25 protein-coding genes and 1 pseudogene are annotated in these 26,682 nt (G+C 52.3%); 18 read left to right on the top strand and 8 right to left on the bottom strand.

The genetic code is table 11. The features are described from left to right. On the bottom strand, window positions 1-469 hold a 469-nt coding region (locus DB48_RS18230), incomplete at its 3' end, for a 2-oxoglutarate and iron-dependent oxygenase domain-containing protein (RefSeq protein WP_041511602.1). Between the two features lie 292 nt (window positions 470-761). Between DB48_RS18230 and DB48_RS18225 the strand changes: the two genes are divergently transcribed. Continuing rightward, window positions 762-1,682, top strand: a complete 921-nt coding sequence (locus DB48_RS18225) for a bifunctional methionine sulfoxide reductase B/A protein (protein WP_041511601.1) — start codon at window positions 762-764, stop codon at window positions 1,680-1,682. 62 nt (window positions 1,683-1,744) lie between these two features. Here DB48_RS18225 and DB48_RS18220 read toward each other — a convergent pair whose 3' ends face one another. The 3 genes and pseudogenes from DB48_RS18220 to rne all read right to left on the bottom strand — a co-directional run. Beyond that, complete coding sequence (locus DB48_RS18220) at window positions 1,745-3,304, bottom strand: SulP family inorganic anion transporter (protein ID WP_041511600.1); 1,560 nt, start codon at window positions 3,302-3,304, stop codon at window positions 1,745-1,747. A gap of 127 nt (window positions 3,305-3,431) precedes the next feature. After that, complete coding sequence (locus DB48_RS20645; protein WP_443018693.1) at window positions 3,432-4,322, bottom strand: hypothetical protein; 891 nt, start codon at window positions 4,320-4,322, stop codon at window positions 3,432-3,434. A 9-nt stretch (window positions 4,323-4,331) separates the two neighbouring features. Further along, a pseudogene (rne, locus tag DB48_RS18215) lies at window positions 4,332-6,853 on the bottom strand (ribonuclease E); the annotation flags it as partial. A gap of 598 nt (window positions 6,854-7,451) precedes the next feature. Between rne and rluC the strand changes: the two are divergent. Both rluC and DB48_RS18205 read left to right on the top strand, forming a co-directional pair. Beyond that, window positions 7,452-8,411 carry a 23S rRNA pseudouridine(955/2504/2580) synthase RluC gene (gene rluC, locus DB48_RS18210; protein ID WP_041511599.1) on the top strand — a complete coding sequence of 320 codons (960 nt, stop codon included), beginning with the start codon at window positions 7,452-7,454 and terminating at the stop codon, window positions 8,409-8,411. Beyond that, window positions 8,408-9,067 (top strand): HAD-IA family hydrolase, encoded by a 660-nt coding sequence (locus DB48_RS18205; RefSeq protein WP_041511598.1) that lies wholly within the window; start codon window positions 8,408-8,410, stop codon window positions 9,065-9,067. Before rluC ends, DB48_RS18205 begins: the two co-directional genes overlap by 4 nt. Here DB48_RS18205 and DB48_RS18200 read toward each other — a convergent pair. Next, entirely contained in the window at window positions 9,048-10,421 is a 1,374-nt protein-coding gene (locus tag DB48_RS18200) for a sensor domain-containing diguanylate cyclase (RefSeq protein WP_041511597.1), read from the bottom strand. The two genes, DB48_RS18205 and DB48_RS18200, sit on opposite strands and share 20 nt — an antisense overlap. A 175-nt stretch (window positions 10,422-10,596) precedes the next feature. Continuing rightward, entirely contained in the window at window positions 10,597-11,193 is a 597-nt protein-coding gene (locus DB48_RS18195) for a Maf family protein (protein WP_041511596.1), read from the bottom strand. Window positions 11,194-11,880: 687 nt separating this feature from the next. Here DB48_RS18195 and yceD point away from each other — a divergent pair. The 12 genes from yceD (at window position 11,881) to DB48_RS18140 (ending at window position 21,756) form a co-directional block, all read left to right on the top strand. After that, a complete protein-coding gene (gene yceD, locus DB48_RS18190; protein WP_041511595.1) occupies window positions 11,881-12,405 on the top strand; it encodes a 23S rRNA accumulation protein YceD in 525 nt (174 codons plus the stop codon). 17 nt (window positions 12,406-12,422) lie between these two features. Next, complete coding sequence (gene rpmF, locus DB48_RS19980) at window positions 12,423-12,593, top strand: 50S ribosomal protein L32 (RefSeq protein ID WP_011865398.1); 171 nt, start codon at window positions 12,423-12,425, stop codon at window positions 12,591-12,593. A gap of 14 nt (window positions 12,594-12,607) precedes the next feature. Next, a complete protein-coding gene (gene plsX / locus DB48_RS18185) occupies window positions 12,608-13,636 on the top strand; it encodes a phosphate acyltransferase PlsX (RefSeq protein ID WP_041511594.1) in 1,029 nt (342 codons plus the stop codon). Window positions 13,637-13,645: 9 nt separating this feature from the next. Further along, window positions 13,646-14,605, top strand: coding sequence for a beta-ketoacyl-ACP synthase III (locus tag DB48_RS18180; RefSeq protein ID WP_041511593.1), 960 nt, complete (start codon window positions 13,646-13,648; stop codon window positions 14,603-14,605). A 46-nt stretch (window positions 14,606-14,651) separates the two neighbouring features. Further along, on the top strand, window positions 14,652-15,578 hold the full coding sequence (gene fabD / locus DB48_RS18175) for an ACP S-malonyltransferase (RefSeq protein WP_041511592.1): 927 nt from the start codon (window positions 14,652-14,654) through the stop codon (window positions 15,576-15,578). 10 nt (window positions 15,579-15,588) lie between these two features. Then, on the top strand, window positions 15,589-16,335 hold the full coding sequence (gene fabG / locus DB48_RS18170) for a 3-oxoacyl-ACP reductase FabG (protein WP_041511591.1): 747 nt from the start codon (window positions 15,589-15,591) through the stop codon (window positions 16,333-16,335). 160 nt (window positions 16,336-16,495) lie between these two features. Beyond that, entirely contained in the window at window positions 16,496-16,729 is a 234-nt protein-coding gene (acpP, locus tag DB48_RS18165) for an acyl carrier protein (RefSeq protein ID WP_011865403.1), read from the top strand. Between the two features lie 167 nt (window positions 16,730-16,896). Then, window positions 16,897-18,138: a beta-ketoacyl-ACP synthase II gene (gene fabF, locus DB48_RS18160; protein ID WP_041511590.1), complete on the top strand. Its 1,242-nt coding sequence runs from the start codon at window positions 16,897-16,899 to the stop codon at window positions 18,136-18,138. A gap of 159 nt (window positions 18,139-18,297) precedes the next feature. Then, the gene (locus tag DB48_RS18155) at window positions 18,298-18,657 is read left to right on the top strand and encodes a hypothetical protein (protein WP_041511589.1); all 360 of its coding nucleotides are present in this window, start codon (window positions 18,298-18,300) and stop codon (window positions 18,655-18,657) included. 86 nt (window positions 18,658-18,743) lie between these two features. Further along, window positions 18,744-19,223 (top strand): acyl-CoA thioesterase, encoded by a 480-nt coding sequence (locus DB48_RS18150; RefSeq protein ID WP_041511588.1) that lies wholly within the window; start codon window positions 18,744-18,746, stop codon window positions 19,221-19,223. A gap of 44 nt (window positions 19,224-19,267) precedes the next feature. Then, window positions 19,268-20,857, top strand: coding sequence for an FGGY-family carbohydrate kinase (locus DB48_RS18145; RefSeq protein ID WP_052813860.1), 1,590 nt, complete (start codon window positions 19,268-19,270; stop codon window positions 20,855-20,857). Between the two features lie 23 nt (window positions 20,858-20,880). Next, window positions 20,881-21,756 carry an NAD(P)-dependent oxidoreductase gene (locus tag DB48_RS18140; protein WP_041511587.1) on the top strand — a complete coding sequence of 292 codons (876 nt, stop codon included), beginning with the start codon at window positions 20,881-20,883 and terminating at the stop codon, window positions 21,754-21,756. A 100-nt stretch (window positions 21,757-21,856) separates the two neighbouring features. Here the strand turns inward: DB48_RS18140 and cdd are convergent, their stop codons facing one another. Both cdd and sbcB read right to left on the bottom strand, forming a co-directional pair. After that, window positions 21,857-22,747 carry a cytidine deaminase gene (gene cdd, locus DB48_RS18135; RefSeq protein WP_041511586.1) on the bottom strand — a complete coding sequence of 297 codons (891 nt, stop codon included), beginning with the start codon at window positions 22,745-22,747 and terminating at the stop codon, window positions 21,857-21,859. 116 nt (window positions 22,748-22,863) lie between these two features. Then, window positions 22,864-24,276: an exodeoxyribonuclease I gene (gene sbcB, locus DB48_RS18130; RefSeq protein ID WP_041511585.1), complete on the bottom strand. Its 1,413-nt coding sequence runs from the start codon at window positions 24,274-24,276 to the stop codon at window positions 22,864-22,866. A 164-nt stretch (window positions 24,277-24,440) separates the two neighbouring features. On the opposite strand from sbcB, the gene DB48_RS18125 reads away from it, so the two are divergent. From DB48_RS18125 to DB48_RS18115, 3 genes are all read left to right on the top strand, one after another. After that, entirely contained in the window at window positions 24,441-25,259 is an 819-nt protein-coding gene (locus tag DB48_RS18125) for a hypothetical protein (RefSeq protein ID WP_041511584.1), read from the top strand. A 35-nt stretch (window positions 25,260-25,294) separates the two neighbouring features. Continuing rightward, the gene (gene rlmA / locus DB48_RS18120) at window positions 25,295-26,107 is read left to right on the top strand and encodes a 23S rRNA (guanine(745)-N(1))-methyltransferase (protein WP_041511583.1); all 813 of its coding nucleotides are present in this window, start codon (window positions 25,295-25,297) and stop codon (window positions 26,105-26,107) included. 302 nt (window positions 26,108-26,409) lie between these two features. Then, on the top strand, window positions 26,410-26,616 hold the full coding sequence (locus tag DB48_RS18115; protein WP_041511582.1) for a cold-shock protein: 207 nt from the start codon (window positions 26,410-26,412) through the stop codon (window positions 26,614-26,616). The last annotated feature ends 66 nt before the right edge of the window (window positions 26,617-26,682 follow it).

Here is a 26,682-nt window from a genome sequence, read left to right as displayed (position 1 = left end):
GGTAGTGAAGAATACGCAATAGTGTCTTGTGGCTGTTTTCGATCATTTTCGGCAGGGCGATAGAGTAGTTAACCGCCACTTCCGCCGGCGTATGGGCTTCCACCCAGCCTAGCAGCTCCTCGGCCAGGGCGTTGGCCTCTTGGTAGTAACGCAGTATGTTTTCTCTTAGCGAATCGGGAATGCGTCCCCATGGATACACATGGTAATACTCTTTGATGTCTTTAACCGTATGACCCTTAGCGGTTTCAGACACCTCTGCCGGGAAGAAACCATCATGGGTTTCCGGCTTAAACAGATAGTTCTGTTTCTCGTCGCTATTGAAGAAGGCCTGCCATTCTTCATAAATAGTATCGACTAAGGCCTTGTCGATTGGGTGATTTGAGAGTACGCCAAATCCTGTTTCGCGCAAAGATTCAACGAATCGCTTGGCGCTGTCTTCTGCACGGTAATCTATTGTTTCTAATTTCATATTTTGTTTTCTTGTTATTGAACCCCGCAGGCAGTGTACCCCTGGGATAGCCTTTGAGCAATTAGGTGTGACAAAAATCACGTTTTCATTGTTTTAGTACAAGAAGGGGATGGTTTGCCTCAGATGTTTTCGTTATTAAAATCATTGGCTAGCTAACAAACAACAGATTATTAGTGCCAACATGTAATAACCTACCTGTTTACTAGGTCTTTTATCTGCTATTGTGAGAGTAGTGAGATCTTATTGGCCCGATGGGTCGTCTTAGCGGTACAGGAGTGCAAAGCCTTTAACTATGCGTGAGCTAACGGAATTTGAGCGGTTTGTGATTGAGAGTAAGGGCACGGAGCGGCCCTTTAGTGGCGAGTATAACCAGCACGATGCGCCAGGGGTCTATCATTGTAAGCGCTGTGATGCGCCTCTCTATCTGTCCGAACATAAGTTTAATGCCCATTGTGGATGGCCCGCCTTCGACGACGAGATCCCGGGGGCGGTCAAGCGCCTGCCCGATGCCGATGGTCACAGGGTTGAGATAGTGTGTCACCAGTGTGGGGCTCACCTAGGTCATGTGTTTGAAGGCGAGTATCTGACAGATAAGAATTTGCGCCACTGTGTCAATTCTGTCTCCATGGTATTTAAGGGTGAGACGAAGCAAAAGAGTGATGACAGCCATATTCGCTGGGCCACCCTGGGCGGCGGTTGTTTCTGGTGCCTAGAGGCGGTATTTAGCCAGCTCAGAGGGGTGATCGCCGTGAAGTCTGGCTATTCAGGGGGCCATGCATCGAGCGCTAACTATCGTGCGGTGTGCGCCGGTGATACGGGCCATGCCGAGGTGGTACAGATAGAGTTCGATAGCCATATTATCAGCTACGAGGAGCTGTTAGAGGTCTTTTGGCAGAGCCATGATCCCACCACGCTCAATCGCCAGGGTAACGATGTTGGCACCCAATATCGCTCGGTGATTTTCGCCCATGATGATGAGCAGATTAAGACTGCCAGCCAGATGATCGCCAGATTGACCGAGGCGAAGGTTTTCGACAAGCCCATCGTCACCGAGCTGGTGGCACTGGAAAACTTCTATCCCGCGGAGTCCTATCATGATGCCTACTTCGAGCATAATGGTCAGCAGCCCTATTGCCAGATGGTGGTTAAACCAAAGGTGGACAAGATAAAGGCCCTGTTTAAGGAACGGCTCAAGTCGGGTGGGGGAGCATAAAAAAAGGCGCATCATGCGCCTTTTTTGTTGCTAACTTTAAGCAAGCTCCTAGGAGGTGAGCGTTAAGAGTCCAGCTTGTCGTCGGCCACCTTGTAGTGGGGATCTTCTATCAGGTTAACTTCCACCAGATCGCCCGCCTTATGCAGTAGCTGCTTGCAGTCGTGGCTGAGGTGACGCAGGTGCAGTCGCTTACCCGAGCTGACATAGCGTTCGGCCAATGTATCTATGGCTTCGAGCGCAGAGTGGTCGCATACGCGGGAGTTTTGGAAATCGACAATCACGTCTTGGGGATCTGTCTTGGCATGAAACAGCTCTAAGAACTCGGCGACCGAGCCGAAAAACAGCGGGCCGTTGAGTTTATAGACCTTCCAGCCATTGGCATCTTCGCTGACATCGACGTTGATGTGCTTGGCGTGCTCCCAGGCAAATACCAGTGCAGAGACGATAACACCAACAAACACCGCAAAGGCGAGATCGGTAAATACGGTCACCACCGTCACCAGGACGATAACGAAGGCATCGTGCTTAGGCACCTTACGCATCACCTTGAAGCTTGCCCACTCAAACGTGCCCAGTACTACCATGAACATCACACCGACCAGCGCCGCTAGCGGGATCATCTCGATCAGCGCCGAGCCGAACAGGATAAAGGTGAGCAGGGCGATGGCTGCCGTGATCCCTGAGAGTCTACCGCGTCCGCCTGAATTAATGTTAATCATCGACTGGCCGATCATGGCGCAGCCACCCATGGCACCGAAGAAACCACTAGTGATGTTGCCAATGCCCTGACCGACACACTCTTTGTTGCCTTTGCCTCGGGTACTGGTCATCTCATCGATCACCGTCAGGGTCAGTAGCGATTCGATAAGGCCAACCGCCGCCAGAATAAAGGAGTAGGGCAGGATGATCGACAGTGTCTCCAGGTTAAAGGGCACCGATGGAATGGCGAAGGTCGGCAGGTTACCCGCAATGGTCGCGCTCTCATCGCCTGACATGGATTTCAAGAAGTCCAGTACGTTACGAGTATCGAGATCCATGAAGACTACGATGGCGGTGACCGTCAGGATCGCCGCTAACGACGAAGGAAACGCCGTGGTGAGCTTAGGCAGGAAGTGGATGATAGCCATGGTGAGGGCGACTAGGCCCAGCATGAGGATCAATTGATCCTGTGGCAGCCAGGTTAACACACCGTTGGCGTCTGGCACCTTAAATTGGCCCAATTGCGCCAGAAAGATCACTATGGCGAGGCCGTTGACGAAGCCTATCATCACAGGATAGGGCACGATACGAATAAATTTCCCCAGCTTGAACAGGCCGCATGCCACCTGTATCAGGCCTGCGAGTACTACGGCGGCAAAGAGGTATTGCACCCCATGTTCGCTGACCAGTGCCACCATGACGACGGCCATGGCGCCGGTTGCGCCGGAGATCATGCCTGGACGACCTCCGATAAGGGCGGTGACCAATCCCATGATGAAGGCGGCGTATAGGCCAACCATGGGCTCGACACCGGCGACGAAAGCAAAAGCAACGGCTTCGGGCACCAATGCCAGTGCAACCGTGAGTCCCGACAACAGGTCGGCTCTATGGCTGCTGGTTTTGTGACGAATAAGATCGAACATTTAGCCTCTGTTATTAATATGTTGGTTGATTGATTTTCGGCCGCGCATACTAGCAAAATAGCGGCGCTAATAAAATAAAAAGCCATGCATTGTTGCATGGCTTTTTTGACTTAAGGCTTAGTATACCTTAGGGACGGGCCATTTCCGAGTTTGCGCTGTTGGCGCGTTTCGCCGGCTCGGCCGAGGCTTCTTTTGCCGTAGGCTCATATTGACGTCCCGATGGGGTATCGACTAGCGCCCTGGCTTCTACCTCAGGCTTGGTCATGGTCGAGCTCACCATGGAACCAAAGCGGCTGGTAGCCTTAGCTGCAGGCTTGTCGGCCTTAATGCTAGCCGCCTCTTCTGACGACTCGGTCTCTACAGGCTTTTCCTGTACCTTAGCGGCAGGTTTTACCTGAGTGCTAGGTGCCTGTATGGCTGCTGGCTTTGCCATTGGCGCAGAGGCAGCGCTGCTCTCTTTCGCTGCAGGCTCCTGAGCCGCTGGCGCCTGTGTTTCAGCCTTGGCTTCTTGCGCTTCGACTTCAGAGGTTTCGACCTGTGCAGCCTCCACCACTTCGGCAGCGACAACTGACTCTTGCGCCTGCGCTGCATCGTCATTCGCCTGTGGCGCAGCTTCCTGGCTAGCCTTTACCTCTTCAGGTGTGCTGGTTAGATCCAGTTCCGCCTGAACTTCCTCTTTCAGACTGGCCTCTGCTTCACCCGCCAGTGGCAGACTTTGCTGAGTGTCTTCTACAGAGGTTTCCTCTTCAGCTACGACTTTGGCCTTCGGCGCACGACGCTTTGGCTTAGGCTTGCTCTCTTCTTGAGCGGCTTCTTCAGCCACTTCTTTAACAGGTGCTTCTTCTGCAGCGACACTGGCCGCTTCATTAGCTTCTGCCGAGGTCGTTTCAGCTTTGCTTTGGTCAGCGGCTTCTTGTTGACTAGCCGCTTGTTGAGTTGCTTCCGCCTGGGCTTCGCTAACCACTTCAGCACCGCTGTCGGTTTGCAGCTGCTCGTTTAGCAGAGGAGCGGTTTCCACCTCATTTGGGATAAAGGCGGGTTCGCCATTGCTCGCTTCGCCATTGCTTTCCTCATCGCGACGACGACGCTGACCGGCGGCGCGCAGATGACGTGGGCTACGACGACTACGACGCTGACCTTCTCTTGGCTCGCGCTGCCTTCTGTCTCACCTTCCTGGGCCTGAGCAGCTGTATCGTCGACTTGCGCTTCGTCTTGAGTCGCCTTGTCGGCATCAACTGGGGCCTGAGGCTCGCTCTTGGCCTGAGTCTCTGTCGCTGGTTGCTCGGCGGCCGTTTCTTCGGTGGCGCTTTGTGCGACTTGCTCGGCTTGAGTCTCTTCCTCTACCTTGTCGACTTTTTCCTGCTTAGGCTTGCTCTTACGAGGCTGACGCTTCTGGCGCTGCGGCTTGTCTTCTGCTTTGGCTTCAGCGGCGGGCACTTGTACCTGCTCGTCGTTGGCCTTTTCGGCAACGTCGACGGCCAGTGCAGCTTCATCGGCTAACTGCTGCTCAGACTGTACGCGCACCTTGCGGCGCATGTTACGGCGTTGACGACGCTCGCGTGCGGCCTCTTGCTTTGGCTGCTGTGCCTTGCTCTCAGTGTCTTTACTCTGGCTCTGAGGCTTGTCGTCACGGTCGCGCTTTTGGCGTTTCTCGTTACGGCTCTTAGCATTGCGGTTGTCCGTGTCGTCAGACTTGGCACTACGGCTGCGTTTGTTGTCAGTCTCTTTACCTTCTTCGCGACTCTTACGTGTATCGTTGCGACGATTGTTGCGACGGCTGTTACGGTTTTGCGCGTTGCGACGAGGCTGCTCTTTCTTAACCTCTTCCTTTGGCTGCTCTGGCTCACCGCCAAATAGCTTACCGATAGCGGCAAATAGCTTAGCAATCAGGCCTGGCTCTTGCGGCTTTTCGGCCTGCTTGGGCGCTGCGGGTGCCTTCTGGGTTGGGGCATCCTTAACCGGCGTCGAGAAACCTTTGAGGGCTGGCTCTGGTGCGGCGGCACGCTCTAGCTTGCGTGGCTCATAGAGTTTAGATTCAGGCTGCTCGAGCAACTTGTAGCTCGACTCGCTGATCTGGTCGTCTTTGCGATGGCGGGTCACGCGGTAGTCCGGTGTCGTCATGTTAGGATCTGGGATCACATAGACTTCTACGCCATGACGCTGCTCCGTGATACGAATGGCTTTACGCTTCTCGTTCAGTAGGAAGGCGGCGACATCGACCGGTACGACGGCCTCAATTTGAGAGGTGTTCTCTTTAATCGCTTCCTCTTCCATCAGACGCAGAATCGAGAGGGCCAGCGACTCAGTACCACGAATAGTGCCTTGACCATGACAGCGTGGACACAGGTGCGCGGCAGACTCTTCCAGAGACGGACGTAGACGCTGACGTGACATCTCCATCAGACCGAAACGCGAGATGCGTCCCAGTTGGACACGGGCTCTGTCGTGATGCACGGCGTCGCGCATTCTGTTTTCGACTTCGCGTTGGTGTCTGACCGGTGTCATGTCGATGAAATCGATAACAACCAGGCCGCCCAAGTCGCGCAGACGTAGCTGACGGGCAATCTCGTCGGCCGCTTCAAGGTTCGTATTGAGTGCGGTTTCTTCGATATCGCCGCCCTTAGTCGCACGGGCCGAGTTGATATCGATAGAGGTCAGGGCCTCGGTTGGATCGATAACGATAGAACCGCCAGAAGGCAGGCGTACTTCGCGTTGGAAGGCCGATTCGATCTGGGTTTCAATCTGGAAATGGGTAAACAGCGGGACTTCTGCTTCGTAGCGCTTGATGCGATCGACGAAGTCAGGACGAACCAGGGCCACGTGCTGTTTGGCTTGTTCATAGATACGCTGATGGTCGATAAGTACCTCGCCCACATCGCGGCGTAGGTAGTCACGAATGGCGCGTACGATAACGTTACTCTCCTGATGGATCAGGAAAGGTGCAGGGCGGTTTTGCGCCGCTTCTTCGATGGCTGCCCAGTGATGCTGGAGTACCTTAAGGTCCCATTTCAGCTCGGCAGCGTCTTTACCAACACCAGCGGTGCGTACGATAAGGCCCATGCCTTGCGGTACTTCCAGCTCAGACATGGCCGCTTTTAGCTCGGTACGCTCATCGCCTTCGATTCGGCGAGAGATACCACCGGCACGAGGGTTATTTGGCATGAGTACCAGGTAAGAGCCCGCCAGACTGATGAAGGTGGTCAGGGCCGCGCCCTTGTTGCCACGCTCTTCTTTGTCAATCTGTACTATGACTTCCTGACCCTCTTTAACCACCTCTTTGATGTTAGGTCGGCCCTGGAAAGAGTAACCTTTAGGGAAGTATTCGCGTGCAATTTCTTTGAGTGGGAGGAAGCCATGACGCTCGGCGCCATAGTCGACGAAAGCCGCTTCGAGAGAGGGTTCTACGCGGGTGATTTTACCCTTGTAGATGTTGGCTTTCTTCTGCTCGTGACCAGGGCTCTCGATATCGAGATCGTACAGTTGTTGCCCATCAACGAGGGCAACGCGCAACTCTTCAGACTGAGTCGCATTAATTAACATCCGTTTCATGATGACGTATTTCTTCTTAAAATAAGGTCATCAAACGACGCTTTTTCGATGCATTACGGGCCCAGAATTGGTAAGTGGAGCCTCACGGCTTGGGTCTGGGCTAGGGTGCGCAATCTCTGTAAGACGCAATCGCTGCGTGTCGCATCCTATTTATGGCTTATTTTTTAAAATCGCTAAAAACAAGGAATTCGTTGTTAAACGTCAACCAACCCCATAAATTCTAATGTACTTTCCGGTAATGCCAAAATCGATAAGTGCTCGTCTGACGACAAGTTAATAGTAAACTTCGAAATTGGGGGCGCTATTCTTAGAGAAACCACGTTGAAATGTGGCATTGATACTGTGTTTAGTCGTTTAAACTCGTTTTCTCGGTTTATTTTTATCCAACGACTTGTAAGTCAATGACTTACTACTCAGTAAAAATGGCTTTTAGTCTCCGCTCTTCGCGCCTGCATTGGGGGATTTGTGAACACTTTATTCAGTATTTATCCCCATTGGCGTGGCAAATATAGCAACAATCCTGAAAATCAGCAAATGGAAAGGCACAAAACTTGTTATCTGATGTACAATGTGCAGCTTGAAAGAGACAAGGCGTAGCATGAACAATCAACAAGCATTAAATAAAGTCGAACTGGTGACGATCGACGAAGATCACCTCGGCCAGCGAATCGATAACTTTCTGGTGACTAAATTGAAAGGTGTTCCCAAGAGTATGATCTATCGTATCGTGCGCAAGGGAGAGGTGCGGGTCAATAAGAAGCGGATCAAGCCCGAATATAAGCTGCAAGACGGTGACGTGGTGCGTATTCCGCCTGTTCGTGTCTCCAGCAATGACGATAAGCCAGGACCGAGTGCCAAGTTGACTAAGGTTTCCCAACTCGAGGGACGCATCCTGTTTGAAGACAAGGCCATCATAGTGCTCAACAAGCCGGCAGGCATCGCGGTGCACGGCGGCAGTGGCGTCGATTTTGGCGTGATCGAGGCGATGCGTTCACTCAGGCCGCAGCAAAAATTTCTCGAACTGGTTCACCGATTGGACAAGGAGACCTCGGGGGTCTTGTTGATTGCCAAGAAGCGTAGCGCCCTTAAACATCTCCACGATCAACTGCGTTACAAGAAGATGCAGAAGGATTATCTCGCTCTGGTACGCGGTGAATGGCAGCGTCATGACAAGGTGGTCAATGCACCGCTATTGAAACTCACCCTTAAATCGGGCGAGCGCATCGTGCGGGTCAACCAAGAGGGCAAGCCCTCGGAAACTCGTTTTAAGATTATGCAGCGCTACCAGGGGGCCACGCTGGTGCAGGCCAGTCCTGTTACCGGACGCACCCATCAGATCCGTGTGCATTGCCAGTATGCCGGTCACCCCATAGCTTGCGATGAGAAATACAGCGAGCAGAAGTTCGATGACTCCATGCGCGCATTGGGGCTTAACCGTCTCTTTCTCCATGCGGCCCAACTGAAATTTACCCATCCGGTCACCGAAGAGGTGATGCAGGTTAAGGCGCCACTGGATGCAGCACTACAAGACTTGTTGAATAAATTGGATAAGGCATGAAACGATACGATTTAGTGATCTTCGATTGGGATGGCACCCTGATGGACTCGGTCAGCAAGATAGTGGCCTGCATGCAGCAGACCGCCAGAGAGCTGAGTATGATGGTGCCGAGTGAGCAGGCGATACGTGACATCATAGGCCTGTCGATGGACGAGGCACTAAATGTCCTGCACCCCAGTGCCTGTGAGCAGACTCGCCAGAATATGGTTAATGTGTATCGCAAGCAGTATCTGCAGCTCAATCAAACGCCGAGCCCTCTGTTTGATGGCGCCGAGCAGTTACTCTTGTCCCTTAAGGCATCTGGGCATCAACTGGCGGTAGCTACCGGCAAGGCCCGCGCCGGGCTTGACAGAGTGCTCAATGAGACAGGTTTTCATCAGCATTTTGTGGCCAGTCGCTGCGCCGATGAGGCCATGAGTAAGCCTCACCCGCAGATGCTACACGAGCTGTTATCACTGCTCGACGTCGCGCCAGAGAAGGCGGTGATGATTGGCGATTCTGTGCACGATCTGAACATGGCGAGCAATGCGGGCATAGATGGCATTGGCGTGAGTTATGGCGCGCATTCGGCCGTTAAGCTTCAAGAGGCTAATCCTGTCGCCATCGCAGCGCATCCGTTGGCGCTGCTCCCCCTCATTACTGGGCAGGCCGGTTAAGCTGTTTCCGGCGCTTGATGCGGTACATGGCTTTGTCGGCCAGGCAGATCAGCGCCGAGACATCTTTTTGAGCAGGCTCGACCCAATGGTAACCGATACTGGCGGCGAGTCGCAGATGCTTCCCTTCGTGCCTAATGCCTTCATCGAGCATCTGATCTAGGTTGAGGCAGAGTCTGGTGAGCGCCCGTCGCTTGTCATCCTCATCTTGTGCGTCGAATCTATGCAGTATGATAAATTCGTCGCCGCCTATGCGCGCTACCATCTCCGCCTCGGCGCATGCCTCTCGTAAGATCTGCGCCACTCTTTGTAAAACCTGGTCGCCCACCAGATGGTTGTAGTTGTCGTTGATCTTCTTGAAATCATCTAGATCCAAATAGAGTACCGCCAGCTCAGCTTGGGTGTCAGACAAGTTAGGCAGTAAGTCGGCGAAGTGATTAAACAGGGCGAGTCTGTTAGGCAACTGAGTCAGAGAGTCATGAAATGCCAGATATTCGCTCTTCTCTTTTGCCTTGTGCAGCTCGGTGATGTTATGGGCCGAGACGATGACACCATTGATTCGACCATTCTCATCCTGGTGGGGATTGTGATGGACGTTGAGAAATTGCGGCTCATCCAGCGAAGGAGGGTGGATACGGGTCTGAGTGTTGACTGATTCCCCGGCAAAGGATTTGTCTAGCAGCGGCTTTAGATAGTTATCGAAAACCGCTTTCCCGTGGATTTCGCTGGCATGCTTGCCAACAATCTCACTTGCGTTGCAGTTGAGTAGGTGTTCGTAGCCTTTAGATACCACGTGGTAGCGATAGTCCAGATCGACGAAGGACATCATATGATGGGTCGATGCGATCATCTGCTTGTGCACTGATAGCTCCCTCGACAGCAACAGGCGCTTATATTCTACGCCGATTCGCTGAGCTAATAGGCGGAAAAACTCCCGTGACTTGGTGTTCTCCCTCTGGGGCAGGGGATCCATGACTAAGATGTGCCCAATTGGGTCGCCCTCATCGTCCAGGATCAACTCTCCCTGATAACTGACCGCCCCCAGATCTTTAATCAGCTTAAAGTCGGGGAAGCGTTGTTGTAGATCGCTTGCGTACAAGAGATGGGTATTGGGGTAACGCATCTGATAGATGGCTTCACAGGGGGAGCCTTTGAGATCAAACTCAAATCCGGGAATGGTTTGTTTCACATCGCAAAAAGCAACAACTTCTATCTTGCCCTCATGCTTAGCGGGTCTAGCGAAAGCCGCCCAGCGACACTGAGTGACAAGTGCTAGCGCCTTCAGTGCCCGCTGAAAAAAGCGCTCATCAATACAGGGCGCGGCAAGCAAGGCAAGGGCTTCTTCAAGATCGGTCATAGTATAACCACCCCAAGTAAACTGACCTCCTTGTCGCTAACATTGTTATTGGCATGTAACAACCAGTCATTTCAACATAGCGAGTTTTTGCTCGGTTGTGAAGTGGTTGTCTAGTGATTAGTCCTGAATTGGATTCATGTGGTGGTATTAACTGCTAGGCCTTTGGTGGCAGTTTTTAACTCGCTGCCGGGGCAAGGATGTCGACGCCTTGCTTGAGTAGCATCTCAGTGAGCGCGATCAGGGGTAAACCTACTAGTGTGTTAGGATCTCGTCCCTCCAGACGCTCGAACAGGGCGATGCCGAGACCTTCAGACTTAAAGCTACCGGCGCAGTAGAGCGGCTGCTCAGTATCAACATAGTATTGGATCTGCTTACTGGTCAGCGTCTTGAAGTGCACGACGAAGGGCTCGCAGATTACTTCATGGGTTTCGTCGGCCGCATTAAAGAGTGCGAGTCCGGTATAGAAGGTGATCGATTTGCCAGAGACACGCTCAAGCTGTGCGATGGCGTTGGCTCGCGTCAGCGGCTTACCTATGATGTCGCCATCGACCACCGCCACTTGATCTGAGCCGATAATCAGCCCGCTCTGGCGACCTTGGGTGCCCGCCCTGGCTTTGGCGAGTGCCAGACGTGTGACCAGTTCCTGAGCCGGTTCTCCGGCAATGGGCGTCTCGTCGACCTTTGGGGCGCAGGTATCAAACTTGATGGCCAGCTTCTGCAGTAATGACTGACGAAAGACCGAGGTGGAGGCGAGTATGATGCTTGGGGTCATGGTTTAACCTTGTTGTTTCTCTGGTATCCGTTGCGCCTGAAGCAATAGCCGATTCTTCTGCCTGTATATGCCTCTATGACATTTATGGCATCTACATCCATGGCATCTAGATTGAGGCGCGTCGTAAACGAGGGTCTGTGTGGTGACCATCATAATTGATCTGGCTTCAAAAGACAGAGCTAACCCTAGAGCATCTAAAGCGGCGCGTGAACATTAGCCGTGTGCGTTGAGAAAGAGGCAGAGTCGTTGCCTATGGCCGTTGTATTAGGGCGGTTTTATGAGAACTGTTATCTCGGGCTGTTTTCTTAGCGCAGTGGGCCGGGCGTGGTGAGCTAGGTGTTTTGCGTCATGACTCATTAGTTAAGATAGTTGGCTATGGGGTCAATAGTGGCTGAGGTTAGACAAAAATGAGGTTATAAATAAACCCTCAAATGCCCCAAGAAAGAGACCGATATACTTGCCGCGGGCTATATTTAGACAAGGGTAATGAAAAGAGCAGGCTAACCCCGTGCGAATGCTTTTATTTTAAGCGTGCGGGGCTTGAGTATCCATTGGCCCTTGGGTAAAATTTTCGCTCCAACAATTTTTGAATTATTGATGGGTTTTATCGCTTTCGTTAACGGGATCGATAAAGGAGATAAATTTTCCTTTGACTCAAGGTAATTCAAACTATAATATGCGCGCCTTATGCAAACAGTAAAGATACCGGTTTCAATTGATCCTATACGCGCAGCGGCCAGCAAGCTTTCTTATGAAGGCGTTGTGCCCGGTGTGCAGTTAAAGCGATTAAATGAGTTATGTGCCGGCGACTGTTCCGATGTGGCAGTGTCGATTGAATGTGGTGTAGATATACAGGGGATAGTCTACCTGAAAGGGAAGGCTGTGACGGAGCTCACTCTGATATGTCAACGTTGCATGACGCTATTTACCACTGAGGTTACGGTCGACTTTTGTTTTAGCCCTTGCGGGTCTGAGGCAGAAATCGATGAGCTCCCGGATGCGTATGACCCTATTGAGTGCAATGAGATAGGTGAGATTCGTCTGCATCAATTGATTGAAGATGAATTGATAGTAGCTATGCCTTTGATTCCGATGCATGCAGAAGAAAGCTGCAGCAAAGGCGATCAGGATGTAGTAGTAGGCGAGATTGAACCCGCTCAAGAGGAGCGTCCAAATCCGTTTGCAGTGTTAGAAAAACTGAAGAGCAAGTAATCTAGGAGACAGGTCAAATGGCTGTACAACAGAATAAAAAATCTCGTTCAAAGCGCGGTATGCGCCGTTCACACGACGCGTTGAGCACTGCTCAACTGTCAGTTGATGCAACGAGTGGTGAACTACACCGTCGTCACAACGTGACTGCAGACGGTTACTACCGTGGTCAAAAGGTTATCAACAAGTAATCTGTTGATTGCCGATGACTAATCTGACGCTTGCGTTAGATGCGATGGGGGGCGATTTTGGTCCCCGCATCACAGTGCCTGCAACCCTGCAGGCACTTCGCTTATATCCCTTCTTACACGTCATCATGGTGGGTGACAGGTCGCAAATCGAACCTCTGCTAAGGCACCTTGAGTCAGACATACTCTCGCGTATCGAACTCGTGCATACCACAGAAGTGGTGAAGATGTGCGACAGACCCGTGCATGCGCTGCGTAACTGCAAACAAAGCTCAATGCGTCTGGCAATCGAACTGGTACGGGATAAGAAGGCGCAGGCCTGTTTGAGCGCGGGTAATACCGGGGCCTTGATGGCCATCTCCAAGGTGTTACTCAAGACTCTGCCGGGCATAGACAGACCCGCCCTGGTCAGTTGCCTGCCGGCGGTCAATCATAAACCCGTGTATCTGCTGGATCTCGGTGCTAACGTCTCCTGCTGCAGTGAAACCCTGTTTCAGTTTGCGGTGATGGGTTCAGTGTTATGTGAGGCCGTGGATAAGAATCCTACCCCTAAGGTAGCTCTGCTCAATGTGGGCATCGAAGAGATAAAGGGCAACGATCAGGTACAACAGGCGGGGCAGTTACTGCAACAGAGCCCACAACTCAATTACGCCGGCTTTATCGAAGGCGATGCTATCTATTCGGGTAACGTCGATGTTATCGTCTGTGATGGTTTCGTCGGTAACATTACCCTGAAAACCTCAGAGGGGATCGCAAGGCTCCTCGTCCATCAGTTGAAGAAAGGCTTAACTCAAGGCTTTTTTGTACGATTACTGGCCAAGTTAATCGCACCGCGCATTAATAGTGTTTTAAATCAGATGAACCCCGACCACTATAACGGAGCAAGTCTGATAGGATTGCGCGGAATTGTAGTAAAAAGTCATGGAAGTGCGGATGAATCTGCCTATTTACAAGCAATTAGTTTGGCAGTGACCGAAGCACAACGTCGACTCCCCAAGATGATCGAAGAGCGTCTTGAGTCGATCCTTTTAGACATAAATAACTGATATCTCCTTATGCATACAAAAATTCTCGGAACTGGTAGTTATTTGCCAGCGCAAGTCCGTAGCAATCAAGATCTGGAAAAGATGGTGGACACCAGTGACCAGTGGATTGTTGAACGTACCGGTATTTCAGAGCGCAGAATAGCCGCCGAAGACGAATCAGTATCGACCATGGGTTATGCCGCCGCCGTACGCGCCCTGGAAATGGCAGGGGTAGACCCTAGCGAGCTGGATATGATCGTATGTGGCACCACCAGTGCCAATAACGCCTTTCCTGCTGCTGCCTGTGAAATTCAGGCGATGCTGGGCGTGCACACCATTCCGGCCTTCGATGTCGCCGCTGCCTGCTCAGGCTTTGTCTATGCCTTATCGGTTGCCGATCAGTTTGTGAAGACGGGCGCGGCCAAGAAAGTCTTGGTGATTGGCGCCGATGTCTTGTCGCGTCTGTGTGAGCCAGAAGATCGCACTACCATTATCTTATTTGGTGATGGCGCCGGCGCCGCCGTTGTTGGCGCTTCAGAAGAGCCTGGCATCATCTCGACCCATATTTACGCCGATGGCCGTCAAGGCGATCTGCTTAAGTGTTCCTTCCCGCCAAGGGCCGGTGAGTCGTCTCAAGCCGTTGGCTATATGACGATGAAGGGCAACGATGTCTTCAAGGTCGCCGTGACTCAGCTTTCCCATGTGGTCACTGAGACGCTACGCATCAACCAGATCGATAAATCAGAGATCGACTGGCTGGTGCCCCATCAGGCCAACTTCCGCATCATTAAGGCGACCGCCAAGAAACTCGACATGAGTCTGGATAAGGTGGTCTTGACCCTGGCCAAACATGGTAATACCTCGGCAGCCTCTGTGCCGATCGCCCTGGATGAGGCGGTGCGTGACGGACGTATTCAGCGTGGTCAACTCTTGCTCCTCGAGGCCTTTGGTGCCGGATTTGCCTGGGGCAGCGCGCTGGTTCGTTTTTAGTCGATTTTAGTACTAGAATACATTGATTTAGTAAAGGTATATAAAAATGGAAAAGATTGCTTATGTCTTCCCTGGGCAGGGTTCTCAGGCCGTAGGCATGTTGGCCGAATTGGCGGCGGAACATGAGGTCGTCGGACAAACCTTCGCTGAGGCCAGCGAGGTATTAGGCTATGACTTGTGGCAACTGGTACAAGAGGGACCTGCGGAGTCGTTGAATCAGACCGACAAGACCCAGCCAGCTTTACTTACTGCAAGTGTCGCCATTTGGCGTGCTATTCAGGCTACATCAGCGCCTCAGCCAGCCTTGCTTGCAGGCCACAGCCTGGGTGAATACTCGGCATTGGTATGCGCAGGCGTGATCGATTTTAAAGACGCGGTGAAATTGGTTGAGCTACGTGGCCAACTGATGCAGCAGGCTGTGCCTGCCGGCACTGGCGCCATGTTTGCGATTATCGGTCTGGACAACGATGGTATCGCTAAGGCTTGTGAAGAGGCGGCGCAAGGTGAAGTCGTCGCTCCGGTTAACTATAACAGCCCTGGCCAAGTGGTTATCGCCGGTGAGAAGGCGGCGGTAGAGCGTGCGGCAGATGCCTGTAAGGCGGCCGGTGCCAAGATGGCCGTTGCCTTGCCTGTGAGTGTGCCATCTCACTGCCAGTTGATGAAGCCTGCCGCGGATGAGTTGGCAAAGGCGTTGGACGCATTGAGCTTTAATGCTCCTAGCATTCCTGTGATTAACAACGTCGATGTGGCTATGCCTGAGGCGGTTGATGTCATTAAAGATGCGCTAGTACGTCAGCTTTACTGCCCTGTTAGATGGTCTGAGACCGTTGAGAAGATGGCCGCAGAGGGCATCAGTCAGCTGGTTGAAGTGGGCCCAGGCAAGGTGCTAACCGGGTTAGCGAAAAGAATCAATAAATCACTGAGTGCGAAAGTGGCGAATGATAGCGCCTCTGTTGCAGCGCTCGGTGAATAAGGAGTAATAGATGAGTTTCAATCTCGATTTAACAGGCAAGGTTGCCTTGGTCACCGGTGCTAGCCGTGGTATCGGCCGCGCGGTCGCTGAAACATTGGTTGAGGCCGGTGCCTTAGTGATCGGCACCGCGACCAGTGAGCGTGGCGCAGCCGCTATCCAGGAATACCTGGGTGATAAGGGTCATGGATTAGTATTAAATGTCACCGATGGCGAATCAGTTGACCAATTATTTGCCTCGATCAAAGAAAAAGTCGGTGAAGTTGATATTCTGGTAAACAATGCGGGTATCACGCGCGATAATCTCTTGATGCGTATGAAGGAAGATGAGTGGACGGATATCATAGATACCAACCTGAGCTCTCTCTATCGCACCTCTAAGCCGGTGTTACGTTCAATGATGAAGAAGCGCAGTGGCCGTATTATTAATATTGGCTCTGTTGTAGGCACAATGGGCAATGCAGGTCAGACAAACTATTGCGCAGCTAAAGCTGGTTTGATTGGATTTACAAAATCTCTTGCAAGAGAGGTTGCATCTCGTCAAATAACAGTGAATGCTATTGCTCCTGGGTTTATCCAGACCGATATGACGGATGAGCTGACGGAAGAGCAGCAAAAAGGTATTATGTCACAAGTTCCTATGGAAAGACTGGGACAGCCGCAAGAGATTGCAAATGCTGTACTGTTTTTAGCATCGGATTCAGCGGCTTACATCACAGGGGAAACTCTGCATGTAAACGGCGGCATGTACATGGTTTAAACGTCGGTTATAACAACTGACTGATTTTGATTGATTTTTGGCGTAGACTTACGTAGGTTTTGTGGTTAGACCACAAAAGTTAAGCTTGCATTGTGTGCCAAATTGAATAAACTACTCGCAATCTTACGCAAGTGCGTAATTTGAATAGGAAAGAAAACTAATGAGCAACATCGAAGAACGTGTAAAGAAAATCATTATCGAGCAACTGGGCGTTAAAGAAGAAGACGTAAAACCAGCAGCATCTTTCGTTGACGACCTAGGTGCAGATTCTCTGGACACCGTTGAGTTGGTAATGGCTCTAGAAGAAGAGTTTGACACTGAGATCCCTGATGAAGAAGCTGAAAAGATCACTACTGTTCAGGCAGCGATCGATTACGTTTCTAAGAATCAGTAATACTGAATTCTCTAAAACAGGCGGCAATTATGCCGCCTGTTTTTGTTTGAGGGCTAGGCGCAGGTGAGGGCGGATGCCCGTCTGAGTTTCCTGTGCTATAACCTAATAAGCCTTGTTTTCCGGCCTCCTTCGAGGCCTCCCATCTCATTCTAGTGAAAGGTGAAAACGTGTCTAAACGTCGTGTAGTCATCACAGGTATTGGTCTTGTCACACCAGTAGGCAATACCGTAGAGACCTCCTGGAAAGCCCTGCTTGCGGGACAGAGCGGTATTGCACCGATAACCAAATTTGATGCCAGCGAGTTCTCAACTCGTTTTAGCGGCTCGGTCAAAGATTTTGACGTAGAGCAGTACCTGCCTAAGAAAGAAGCCCGTAAGATGGATCTCTTTATCCAATACGGTATGGCGGCGGGTATCCAGGCGATTGAAGACGCCGGTTTGAATATGGAAGTGGAAGATCCCACTCGTGTCGGTACCGCCATCGGCGCCGGTATGGGCGGTATGCCGCTGATCGAGGCGGCACATTCGGCCCTGTTAAAGGGCGGTCCACGTAAGATCTCGCCATTTTTCGTACCCAGCACCATCATCAACATGATCGCCGGTCATCTGTCGATCAAGTATGGCATGACAGGTCCTAACTTTGCGGTCACCACCGCCTGTACCACAGGCGTGCACAACATCGGCTTTGCTGCACGCACCATCGCCTATGGCGATGCCGATGTGATGATTGCCGGCGGCGCAGAGGATGTGACCTGTCCGCTAGCCGTTGGCGGCTTCGGTTCGGCCAAGGCGCTCTCGACCCGCAATGACGATCCCGTTGCGGCCAGCCGTCCCTGGGATAAGGACAGAGATGGTTTCGTCATCGGTGACGGTGCCGGCATCATGGTGATGGAAGAGTATGAGCACGCTAAGGCGCGCGGTGCGACCATCTATGGTGAGCTGGTAGGCTTTGGTATGAGCGGTGATGCCTTCCATATGACCTCGCCACCGGCGGATGGTGCAGGCGCTGCATTGGCAATGGAAAATGCCATCAAGGATGCCGCTATCGACAAGCAACTAGTGGGTTACATTAATGCTCACGGCACCTCAACACCTGCAGGCGATAAGGCCGAGGCCTCTGCGGTGAAGAATGTGTTTGGCGATCATGCCTATAACTTGTTGGTGAGCTCGACTAAATCGATGACGGGCCATCTGCTTGGTGCGGCCGGTGCAGTCGAAGCCATTATTACCCTGCTGGCGCTGCGCGACCAGATGATCCCACCGACCATTAATCTGGATAATCCAGACGAAGGCTGCGATCTTGATTTCGTGCCGCACACGGCGCGTGCTCACGCGTTTGATTATGCTCTGTGTAACTCCTTCGGTTTCGGCGGTACTAACGGGTCATTGTTGTTTAAACGTGGCGAATAAGTATCAGTTTTAAAGCGAAAAAAGCACCTTAATGGTGCTTTTTTTATGTTTGAATTAAGGTGAAATGGCGCCTGAATTAAGCTTAGTTCATCTCTATTGGCAGCGACTAAAAGCAGGCAGATAATCTGGCTCTGTTAACTTCACTCTGATGGTGTCATCGTGTTAAATCCAGTCGTTGTTCCGTTAATGCCCATGGTTGGTCTGCTCACCGCTAACCTCAATGGACTCATTCGTGGTGAGCATTCTTTTCGTCTGCCTGTGGGGCTAAAGACCTTCATTCTCGCCTCGGCCGCGTTTGCCACCGTTTGGTTTGCCTTATTGGTCACCGCCATCTATAGCGGTGGTGATACCAATCTGGCGGCCGGTGTCGAGGTGCTCGTGCTCTTCCTGCTGGGGATTGGCCTCTCTCGATTTATCAAGATCCCGGCTATCTTGGGCCAACGCGCCCAGCTTTGGGTGTTTCGCCTGAGTCTGCCATTGATCCTCGCGGCCTGTCTTGCGGTAGTCCGCTGGGGATAACTGCGCTAAAAGCATGATTCTTAGTTACTATCTCGGACTTATTTGCAGTACACTTTAGTTTTATTATCTCTGATGAGGTGGCTGTGATGGCGGGACAAGATAGAGAAAGCACCCTGCGATTTTTGGCCGAGCCGGCCGATGTTAACTTTGGCGGTAAGGTGCATGGTGGTGCGGTCATGAAGTGGATCGATTTAGCCGCCTACGCCTGTGCGGCGGGGTGGAGCGGAAAGTACTGCATCACCGCCTATGCCGGGGGCATACGTTTCGTTAAACCCATTCATGTAGGCAATATAGTCGAGGTCGGGGCAAAGGTTATCTACACCGGCCGGACCTCGATGCATATCGGGATAGACGTGAAAGCGGGCGATCCTAAACATCCTGAGCGGCACCTTACCACGCATTGTATCGTGATCATGGTGGCCGTGGATGATTCCGGTCAGCCGTCATCCGTGCCTGAGTGGGTGCCTGTTACAGAGTCTGATAAGCTGATGCGTGACTCTGCCATTCGCCTGATGGAGATGCGTAAGAAGATTGGCGCCGAGATGGAAGCACACCTTAAACCTTAACTCCTAACTCTTAAATTTTAGGGCTTGGCTGCTCATTATCGTCTATGACTCTAACTTCAGTTGAATCTAGCGCCCGAGCCAGTGCCGCGGGCGATAATCCTTATTTCCTCGCCCTGGACTATGGAACCCAGAGCGTTAGAGCCTTAGTGTTCGACCGCCAGGGGCAGCTCATCGCAAAACGGCAGCACGCAGTGCAGCCCTATCGTGATGGTGCGCCCGGCGTGAGTGAGCAGTCGGCCGACTATTGTTATCGCCAGTTGGTGGATGTGGTGCGCGGCCTCTTCGAGCACACCCAGGTGTTACCTGGTCAGATCAAGGGAATGGCGCTGACGACCCAGAGAGCCTGCACTGTGCTGCTCGACCATGCAGGGGAGGCGATATCGCCTGTCTACATGTGGTCCGATAGACGGTTGGCGAGCAACGAGTTGCCACCTATGGCCTGGTACTACCGGCTGGGCTTTCTCTGCATCGGCCTTAGGCGGCGAATTCAATACCTGCGACGCGCTGCTAAGGTGAACTATCTGTTTGAGCATCATAAAGACAAGCTGGTTGCCGCCGACAAGGTGGCGCTGCTCAGCGGCTATCTCACCGGAAAGATCACCGGACGTCTCATCGACAGTGAGGCATCTCAGGTGGCTTATCTGCCCTTCGATTACCGCCGCAAAACCTGGGCGAATAGCCGCAGCTGGCGTTGGCAGGCGCTGGCATGCAGTCCATCACAGATGGTGCCTTTGGCCGCGCCGACTCAGGCCATGGGGAAGGTGAGTGAGCATTTTGCCAAGGATACCGGGTTAGCAACTGGCCTTGCCGTTTATGGCGCCGGAGCCGATAAGGCCTGTGAGGTGTACGCGGCCGGCTGCGGCGAGCAGGATATTGCCTGTATCAGTCTGGGCAGCGCGGCCATACTCGCCTGGGGCGGTCACAGATACCGCGAGGCCTATCGTTATCTTCCTGCCTTTCCTTCGATTGAGGCGACAGATTATATTACCGAGATCCAGCTAGAGAGAGGCTTTTGGCTGCTCAGTTGGCTCATCGAGCAGTTTGGCGCGCAGGAGGTTAAAGACTCCACGGCGCTCGGCATTAGCCCAGAGCAATATATCACCCAGGCCATCGCCAAGGTGCCCATAGGCGCGGAAGGTCTCCTGCTGAGCCCGCTGTGGGCGCAAGGCGTCATCTACCCAGGGCCAGAGGCGAGAGGCAGCATTATCGGTTTTACGCCAGAGCATGGCCGGCTGCACCTGTACCGCGCCGCCATCGAGGGGGTCTTGATGACCCTCAAGCAGGGTTTGCTTCGTTTGGAGCGGCTCAAGGGATCACCCTTTAAGCTGGTTCGGGTAACAGGCGGTGGCGCACAAAGCGATCTGGTGATGCAGATGTGCGCCGACATTTTTAACCGTCCGGTGGAGCGTTTATTATTGCATGAAGCCTCGGGGCTGGGCGCCGCCATGTGCTGCGCCGTAGGTGCGGGGATCTATCCTGATCTCGCCAGCGCCAGACGCCAGATGCGCCGTCTGGGTGAAAAGTTCGAACCCCAGGGCGAGCATGTGGCACAATATGCCAGCGTGTTTAAAGCCTATGAGGCCTTGTACCCCCAAATAAAACCTTTCTTTAAGAAGGTGAATAAGCAGTATTAATCAATAAAGAGATAGGACAGAAGATGGCAAAGGTAGCATTTTTAGGATTAGGCGTGATGGGATACCCAATGGCGGGGCATCTGGTGAAGCATGGTCATGAGGTAACTGTCTATAACCGTACGCAGGCCAAGGCACAGGCCTGGTGTGATGCCTATGGCGGGAACTGGTGTGCGACGCCTTTCGAGGCGGCTAAAGGACAAGATTTTGTGTTTGTCTGTGTCGGCAACGATGACGACTTGCGCTCTGTTGTGCTGGGAGATACCGGCGCGCTAGCCGCCATGGCTGAGGGCAGCATATTGGTTGACCACACTACGGCATCTGCGGATGTGGCGCGTGAGCTTGGCGGTGCGGCAAAAGCGAAAGGCATTGGCTTTATCGATGCGCCTGTCTCCGGCGGACAAGCCGGCGCCGAGAATGGCGTGCTGACCGTTATGGTGGGTGGCGAAGCCGCCGACTTTGAGGCTGCCAAGCCTGTGATGCAGGCTTATGCTCGCTGCTCAGAGCTGCTCGGTGAGGTGGGCAGTGGTCAACTTACTAAGATGGTAAACCAGATCTGTATCGCAGGTGTGGTGCAGGGCTTGGCCGAGGGCTTACACTTTGCCCGTAGCGCCGGACTCGATGGTGAGAGAGTGGTCGAGGTGATCAGTAAAGGCGCCGCGCAATCTTGGCAGATGGAGAACCGTTATCAGACCATGTGGCAGGGACAATATGACTTTGGTTTTGCCGTCGACTGGATGCGTAAAGATCTAGGCATCGCCCTGGATGAAGCGCGCCGTAATGGCTCGCACCTGCCGTTGACGGCATTGGTCGATCAATTCTATAGCGAGGTTCAGGCTCAGGGCGGTCAGCGCTGGGATACCTCAAGCCTGTTAGCGCGTCTGGAGAAGAGCCGCGGCTAATATCACATACCCTGGTTACTGCTAAAACCGCGGTTGCCAAATATTAAAAAAGGACTGCCAAGCAGTCCTTTTTTGATCCTTAATGCTATTACAAGTGTCTTTACACCGGATCGACCATGATGTGCTCAAGTTCGACCGCCGCTACCGCGTGTAGGGCATCCATGGTGGCTCCCACTAGTGAGATCTTACCCTGGCTCGACTCGATCAACACGGCGCGGTTGATCTCGCTAAAATCGCGATTATGTCTGGCCATTGCCGACAAGGCCATTTGCATTGGCAGCATGGACGGGTTAAACGCTGCATTTTCCGCATAGCGGCCGCAGAAGGTCGCGCCATCGCGTGTCTCTAACACCACGGCGGCATAGCCTTCACTGTATGGCGCGTAGCTCAGGCTCAGGTGATCAAGAGCTTCGATGATCATGGGATCGGCGCTTTCCAGGGCAAACTCGTGCTGCTGTTTGGACAGCAGTGGCGTCTTGATATTCAGATCGGCCGGACCGAAGGCGTAGGGCAGATAGTGAGACAAGGGCTGAGTCGCCTGCTCAGGCAGGTGGATGCGGATGGCTTGCCCCTCGACCAATTCATTCATAAATTGACGGCAGTGACCACAGGGAGAGGCGTTGACTATGATATCTTCGATGCCTGTCTCGCCGCTTAACCAGGCGTGGCTGATGGCGCTCTGCTCGGCGTGCACGCTATGGAAAAGTGCCTCGCCGTCGAGTTCCAGGTTGGCCCCCATGTAGATGTCGCCGCTGGCGCCCTTGGCAATAGCGCCTACATAAAACTCACTAATGGGAGGCTTGGCGAGTGCCGCAGCTATCGGCAGCATGGCGAGCAGTAACTCATCCTGGCTCATCTGGGTAGCCTGGGCGAGGTCGGCCACCTGCTGGGCGTCCATATGCCCGACAAAGTCCTGGTTCAATAAAGGGACTAATTGATCTGCCAAAGGTTGTGGCAGTTGAGCTATGCAGTGAACAAATCTATCTTGCATGAGCTTGATCCTTAATTGTTAAGCTATTGGAAAATCATTTTAGTAACTAAGTTACCATGAAAACGGGATCTGACGCCCATTTTGATGGCTGTTTCGACTAAATTACCGCTTTTCGGCTACAGGTTGCTAAGATAATGACACAATGCCGTCAATAACTTCTGCTTTTCTTCGTCTGCCTCGGTGTCATTGACCAAGGTTTCGAGCTTGATCATATAGTCTGGATCATTCAGACGAGCCTGGCAGAAGGTGCGCCAACGTTGCTGTTCTGTGTCATCCAGTGTCTCAGGATAGTTACGGGCGCGGTAGCGAAACAGCATCTCGGGTAGACGCTCGTCATCAAAGTCTAGCTCCAGTGCGGCCAAGTGCTGCGGCGCCGTATGACGTATGATCTCCATCTTGCTCTTGTCGGCGTGACTGAAGAAGCCGCCGCTGTAGAGTTGCAGATCCGGATCGCTCATCTCATTGCCATGCTCGGTATCGAATACCGCGACCAGCTTCTCTCTGATCTCCGGATGTTGCCGCAGGCGCTTGTATTGGGCGCGGGCAAACTCCTTGTCTATGTCTAAACGCTGGGCATTACCGTCGGTGAGTGTCTTGGCGGTCGCAATGAAGGGACACTTGTTGATGTGGAGCTGTTTTAGGCCGATAGGCAGTTCATCGCTGGCGAGATCAGCCCTTGGGGTATACATGCGCTCGCGGATCTCATCGCTACTCAGTTCAATCAGCGGGGTGACATCCATGGCCAGGTTGACACAGATGATGGCATTCTTATTGGTGCTATGGTGAGCCACAGGAGCGATCAGCGTGGTACAGCCATTAAGGGCGCTGATCTTAGAGCTGACATGCACCAGAGGTTGCATATTCAGCACATCTATTTGCTTGCTCACTTCGTTTTTCTTTCTCAGATTGAAGTAGTATTCGAACAGCTTAGGCTGGCGCTGTTTGATCAATTTGGCCATGGCGATGGTGGCGTACACGTCCGACATGGCATCGTGGGCCTTGTCATGGCTCAGGTTGTTGGCTTGAGTGAGGTGTTCGAGTTTAAAGCTGGGGCTGCCATCTTCTTTCTCGGGCCAGTTTATTCCCTCTGGTCTCAGGGCGTAACAGGCGCGCACCAGATCGATAATGTCCCAGCGGCTGTTACCGTTCTGCCATTCCCGTGCGTAGGGATCAAAGAAGTTGCGGTAGAAACCGTAACGGGTGACCTCATCGTCGAAGCGTAGCGAGTTATAGCCCGCCACACAGGTGTTGGGCTGAGAAAACTCGGAGTTGATCTTGGCCATGAATTCCGCTTCCGGCATGCCTTTGAGATTGGCGAGCTGCGGCGTGATCCCGGTAATGAGGATCGCCTCCGGTGAGGGCAGATAGTCGCTGGCCAATTTGCAGTAGAAGGTGACTGGCTCTGAGATGATGTTGAGATCCATGTCGGTTCGAATGCCGGCAAACTGAGACGGCCTGTCTTTGGCCGGGTTTGCACCGAAGGTCTCGTAGTCGTGCCAAAAAATGCTGGGAAGATTATTTGCAGCCATAGCGTAAGTTAGCCTGTGAATAGTGGCAGTTATCATAGCACCCTAGATTGCGCCTGCACTAATTTAACGGTTTATTTTCCCTATTTGATTGAAATCGCGCCATTTTGAAGTTGGCAGCCCCGCTATTGGCCAGTTACAATGTTCGGCTAACGAGGAATAGCTCTATGTTCGAACCTTTACTGACTCAACCACAATTTATCGAACTGACCCAAAGGTGTCAGTTGCATCTGCGTTTGCGTGAGTCGGTAAGTGATTTTAGCCTGCTGCAGACCATGGGCGGACACCTGCTCGAATGTGTGGTGACCCAGGCATCGAGTGACAATGGCTTGATCTTAAGACTCCATCCATATCTCATCTGTGAGTTGGTGCCTATAGCAGTGTCCAGTATCGATGCCAAAAGCTCCCAAACAGAGGTCTTACATCGCTCCCACGGTCAGGGGTGGCGGCTGTTTAGTGCGCTTGGGATCTCACCTGTGATGTGCGCCGAGCACTTACGAAAAGGCCTGGTGATTGACCTTGAGGTGCAGGGCAGTACTGTGAGTTTTACGCCACAGTTTGATCAGAAATGGTTGCTGGTGACTCTAGAGCGAGATCTGCGGCTCTTCGGCGGCCCCTTGGAGCTGCGCAGGGCCAAGGCGGTGCTGGCTCGGGCAGAAGATCTTAGCCAGAATGCCGAGGCGCTGCTACTTGAAATCGGTGAGATAGAGCTGGTCCGTCAAGAGTTGGCCCATTTTGCCAACCATGGCGATGTGAAGCAGCATGGGCTTATCTTAAGTGAGGTGACCAAGGTGGATGAGCAACTGTTGCGCAAGAAGCAGCTGTTGTCACATCATTATTATCAGCGAGTACAGCGACCTAACTGGCAGCATGCTGCCAATCAACATGAAGAACTCGAGGCACTGCAGCGTAAGCTGGAGTCCTATCAACTCCTGGCACCACCCGAACTTAACCTCATGGTTGAGCAGATGTTTTTAGACGACTAGTCGGGTCATAGCCCGACTGGGATTGGAATGTAGCAATGAATTACCTTTGTCCTATCTGTCAGCGCGCGCTGTCACTCATAGATCGTACCTGGTGCTGCGAGGCGAATCACAGGTTCGACTGCGCCAAAGAGGGTTACGTTAACCTGCTGCCGGTGCAGAAGAAACGCTCTAAAGATCCCGGCGATAATAAAGAGATGATGTTTGCCCGGCGGGAGTTTCTCAACAAGGGCTACTATGAGGTGATGAGTGATAGGGTGAACGCACTGGCATTGGAATATGCCAGTGAGGCTCGCAATGGGCTCGATATAGGCTGCGGCGAGGGGTATTACACCCATAGACTACAACAGGCGATGAACAAGGCGGAGGCCTTTAGCCTCAGTGGGCTGGATATCTCAAAATCGGCGCTGAAATATGCGGCGAAGCGTTATCCTGATATTCGATTTTGTGTGGCGAGCAGTTTCGAGATGCCTTTTGCCGAGCAGAGTTTCGATTTCATGTTGCGTATTTATGCGCCGTCACAAGATGCTGAGCTAAGACGTGTCGCTAAACCGGGCGCGATTCTGATCACCGTCTCGGCTGGCCCACAACATCACTTCGCGCTGAAGCAGGTGATCTATGACCAGCCGAGGCCTAATCCTGAGGTCGATAGTAAAATTGAAGGCTTCGAGCGCCTGCATAGCGAGCGACTGATGCAGACCATGACGATCAAAGATAGCGGGGATATCGCCCATTTTCTGGCGATGACACCCTATAACTGGAAATTTACCGATGCCCAGCGTCAAACGTTAACCTCCGCGCCCCTGACCTGTGAGCTGGATTTCAAGTTAGAGGTGTTTCGCGCCAGCTAGATGGTTAACCCTTGTTTAATTAGTGTTTTTTATTCGCTTAGAAAAATTTAGTGTTTTTATACGAGTTTTTAGAAGATATTTTTGTAACAACTGACAGAAATGTAAGTGAAAAATAGGATTTGCACCATTTAATGTTTGTTGACATACGGTCAGAATGATTTATAGTGAAGACAGCTTGAAGGTTGGGCTTAACTTTATGTGTTCAATACGACCAGTTCGTCCTGTTAACATAAGTAAAACCGGCATTTTCCAGCTCTACTGCCGTTTAAGGCTTTATTTTATTTAGTTACAGGATTTATATCATGTCTCAAGTTACTGGCGTTGTTAAGTGGTTCAACTCTGACAAAGGTTTTGGTTTTATCGAGCAAGAGTCTGGCCCAGACGTTTTCGTACACTTCCGTGCGATCAACGCTGATGGTTTCAAAACTCTAGACGAAGGCCAAAAAGTACAGTTCACTGTGACTCAAGGTCAAAAAGGTCCACAAGCTGAGAACGTAACTGTTCTTTAAGCTGACCTTTAGGTAACAGTCCGTTACCTAAAAAACAGAATTCCAAGAGCCGTGATGAGTATCACG

The sequence above is a fragment of the Shewanella sp. cp20 genome (genome assembly GCF_000832025.1).
Lineage (GTDB): Bacteria > Pseudomonadota > Gammaproteobacteria > Enterobacterales > Shewanellaceae > Shewanella.
This window is presented reverse-complemented; position numbering and strand designations above follow the sequence as displayed.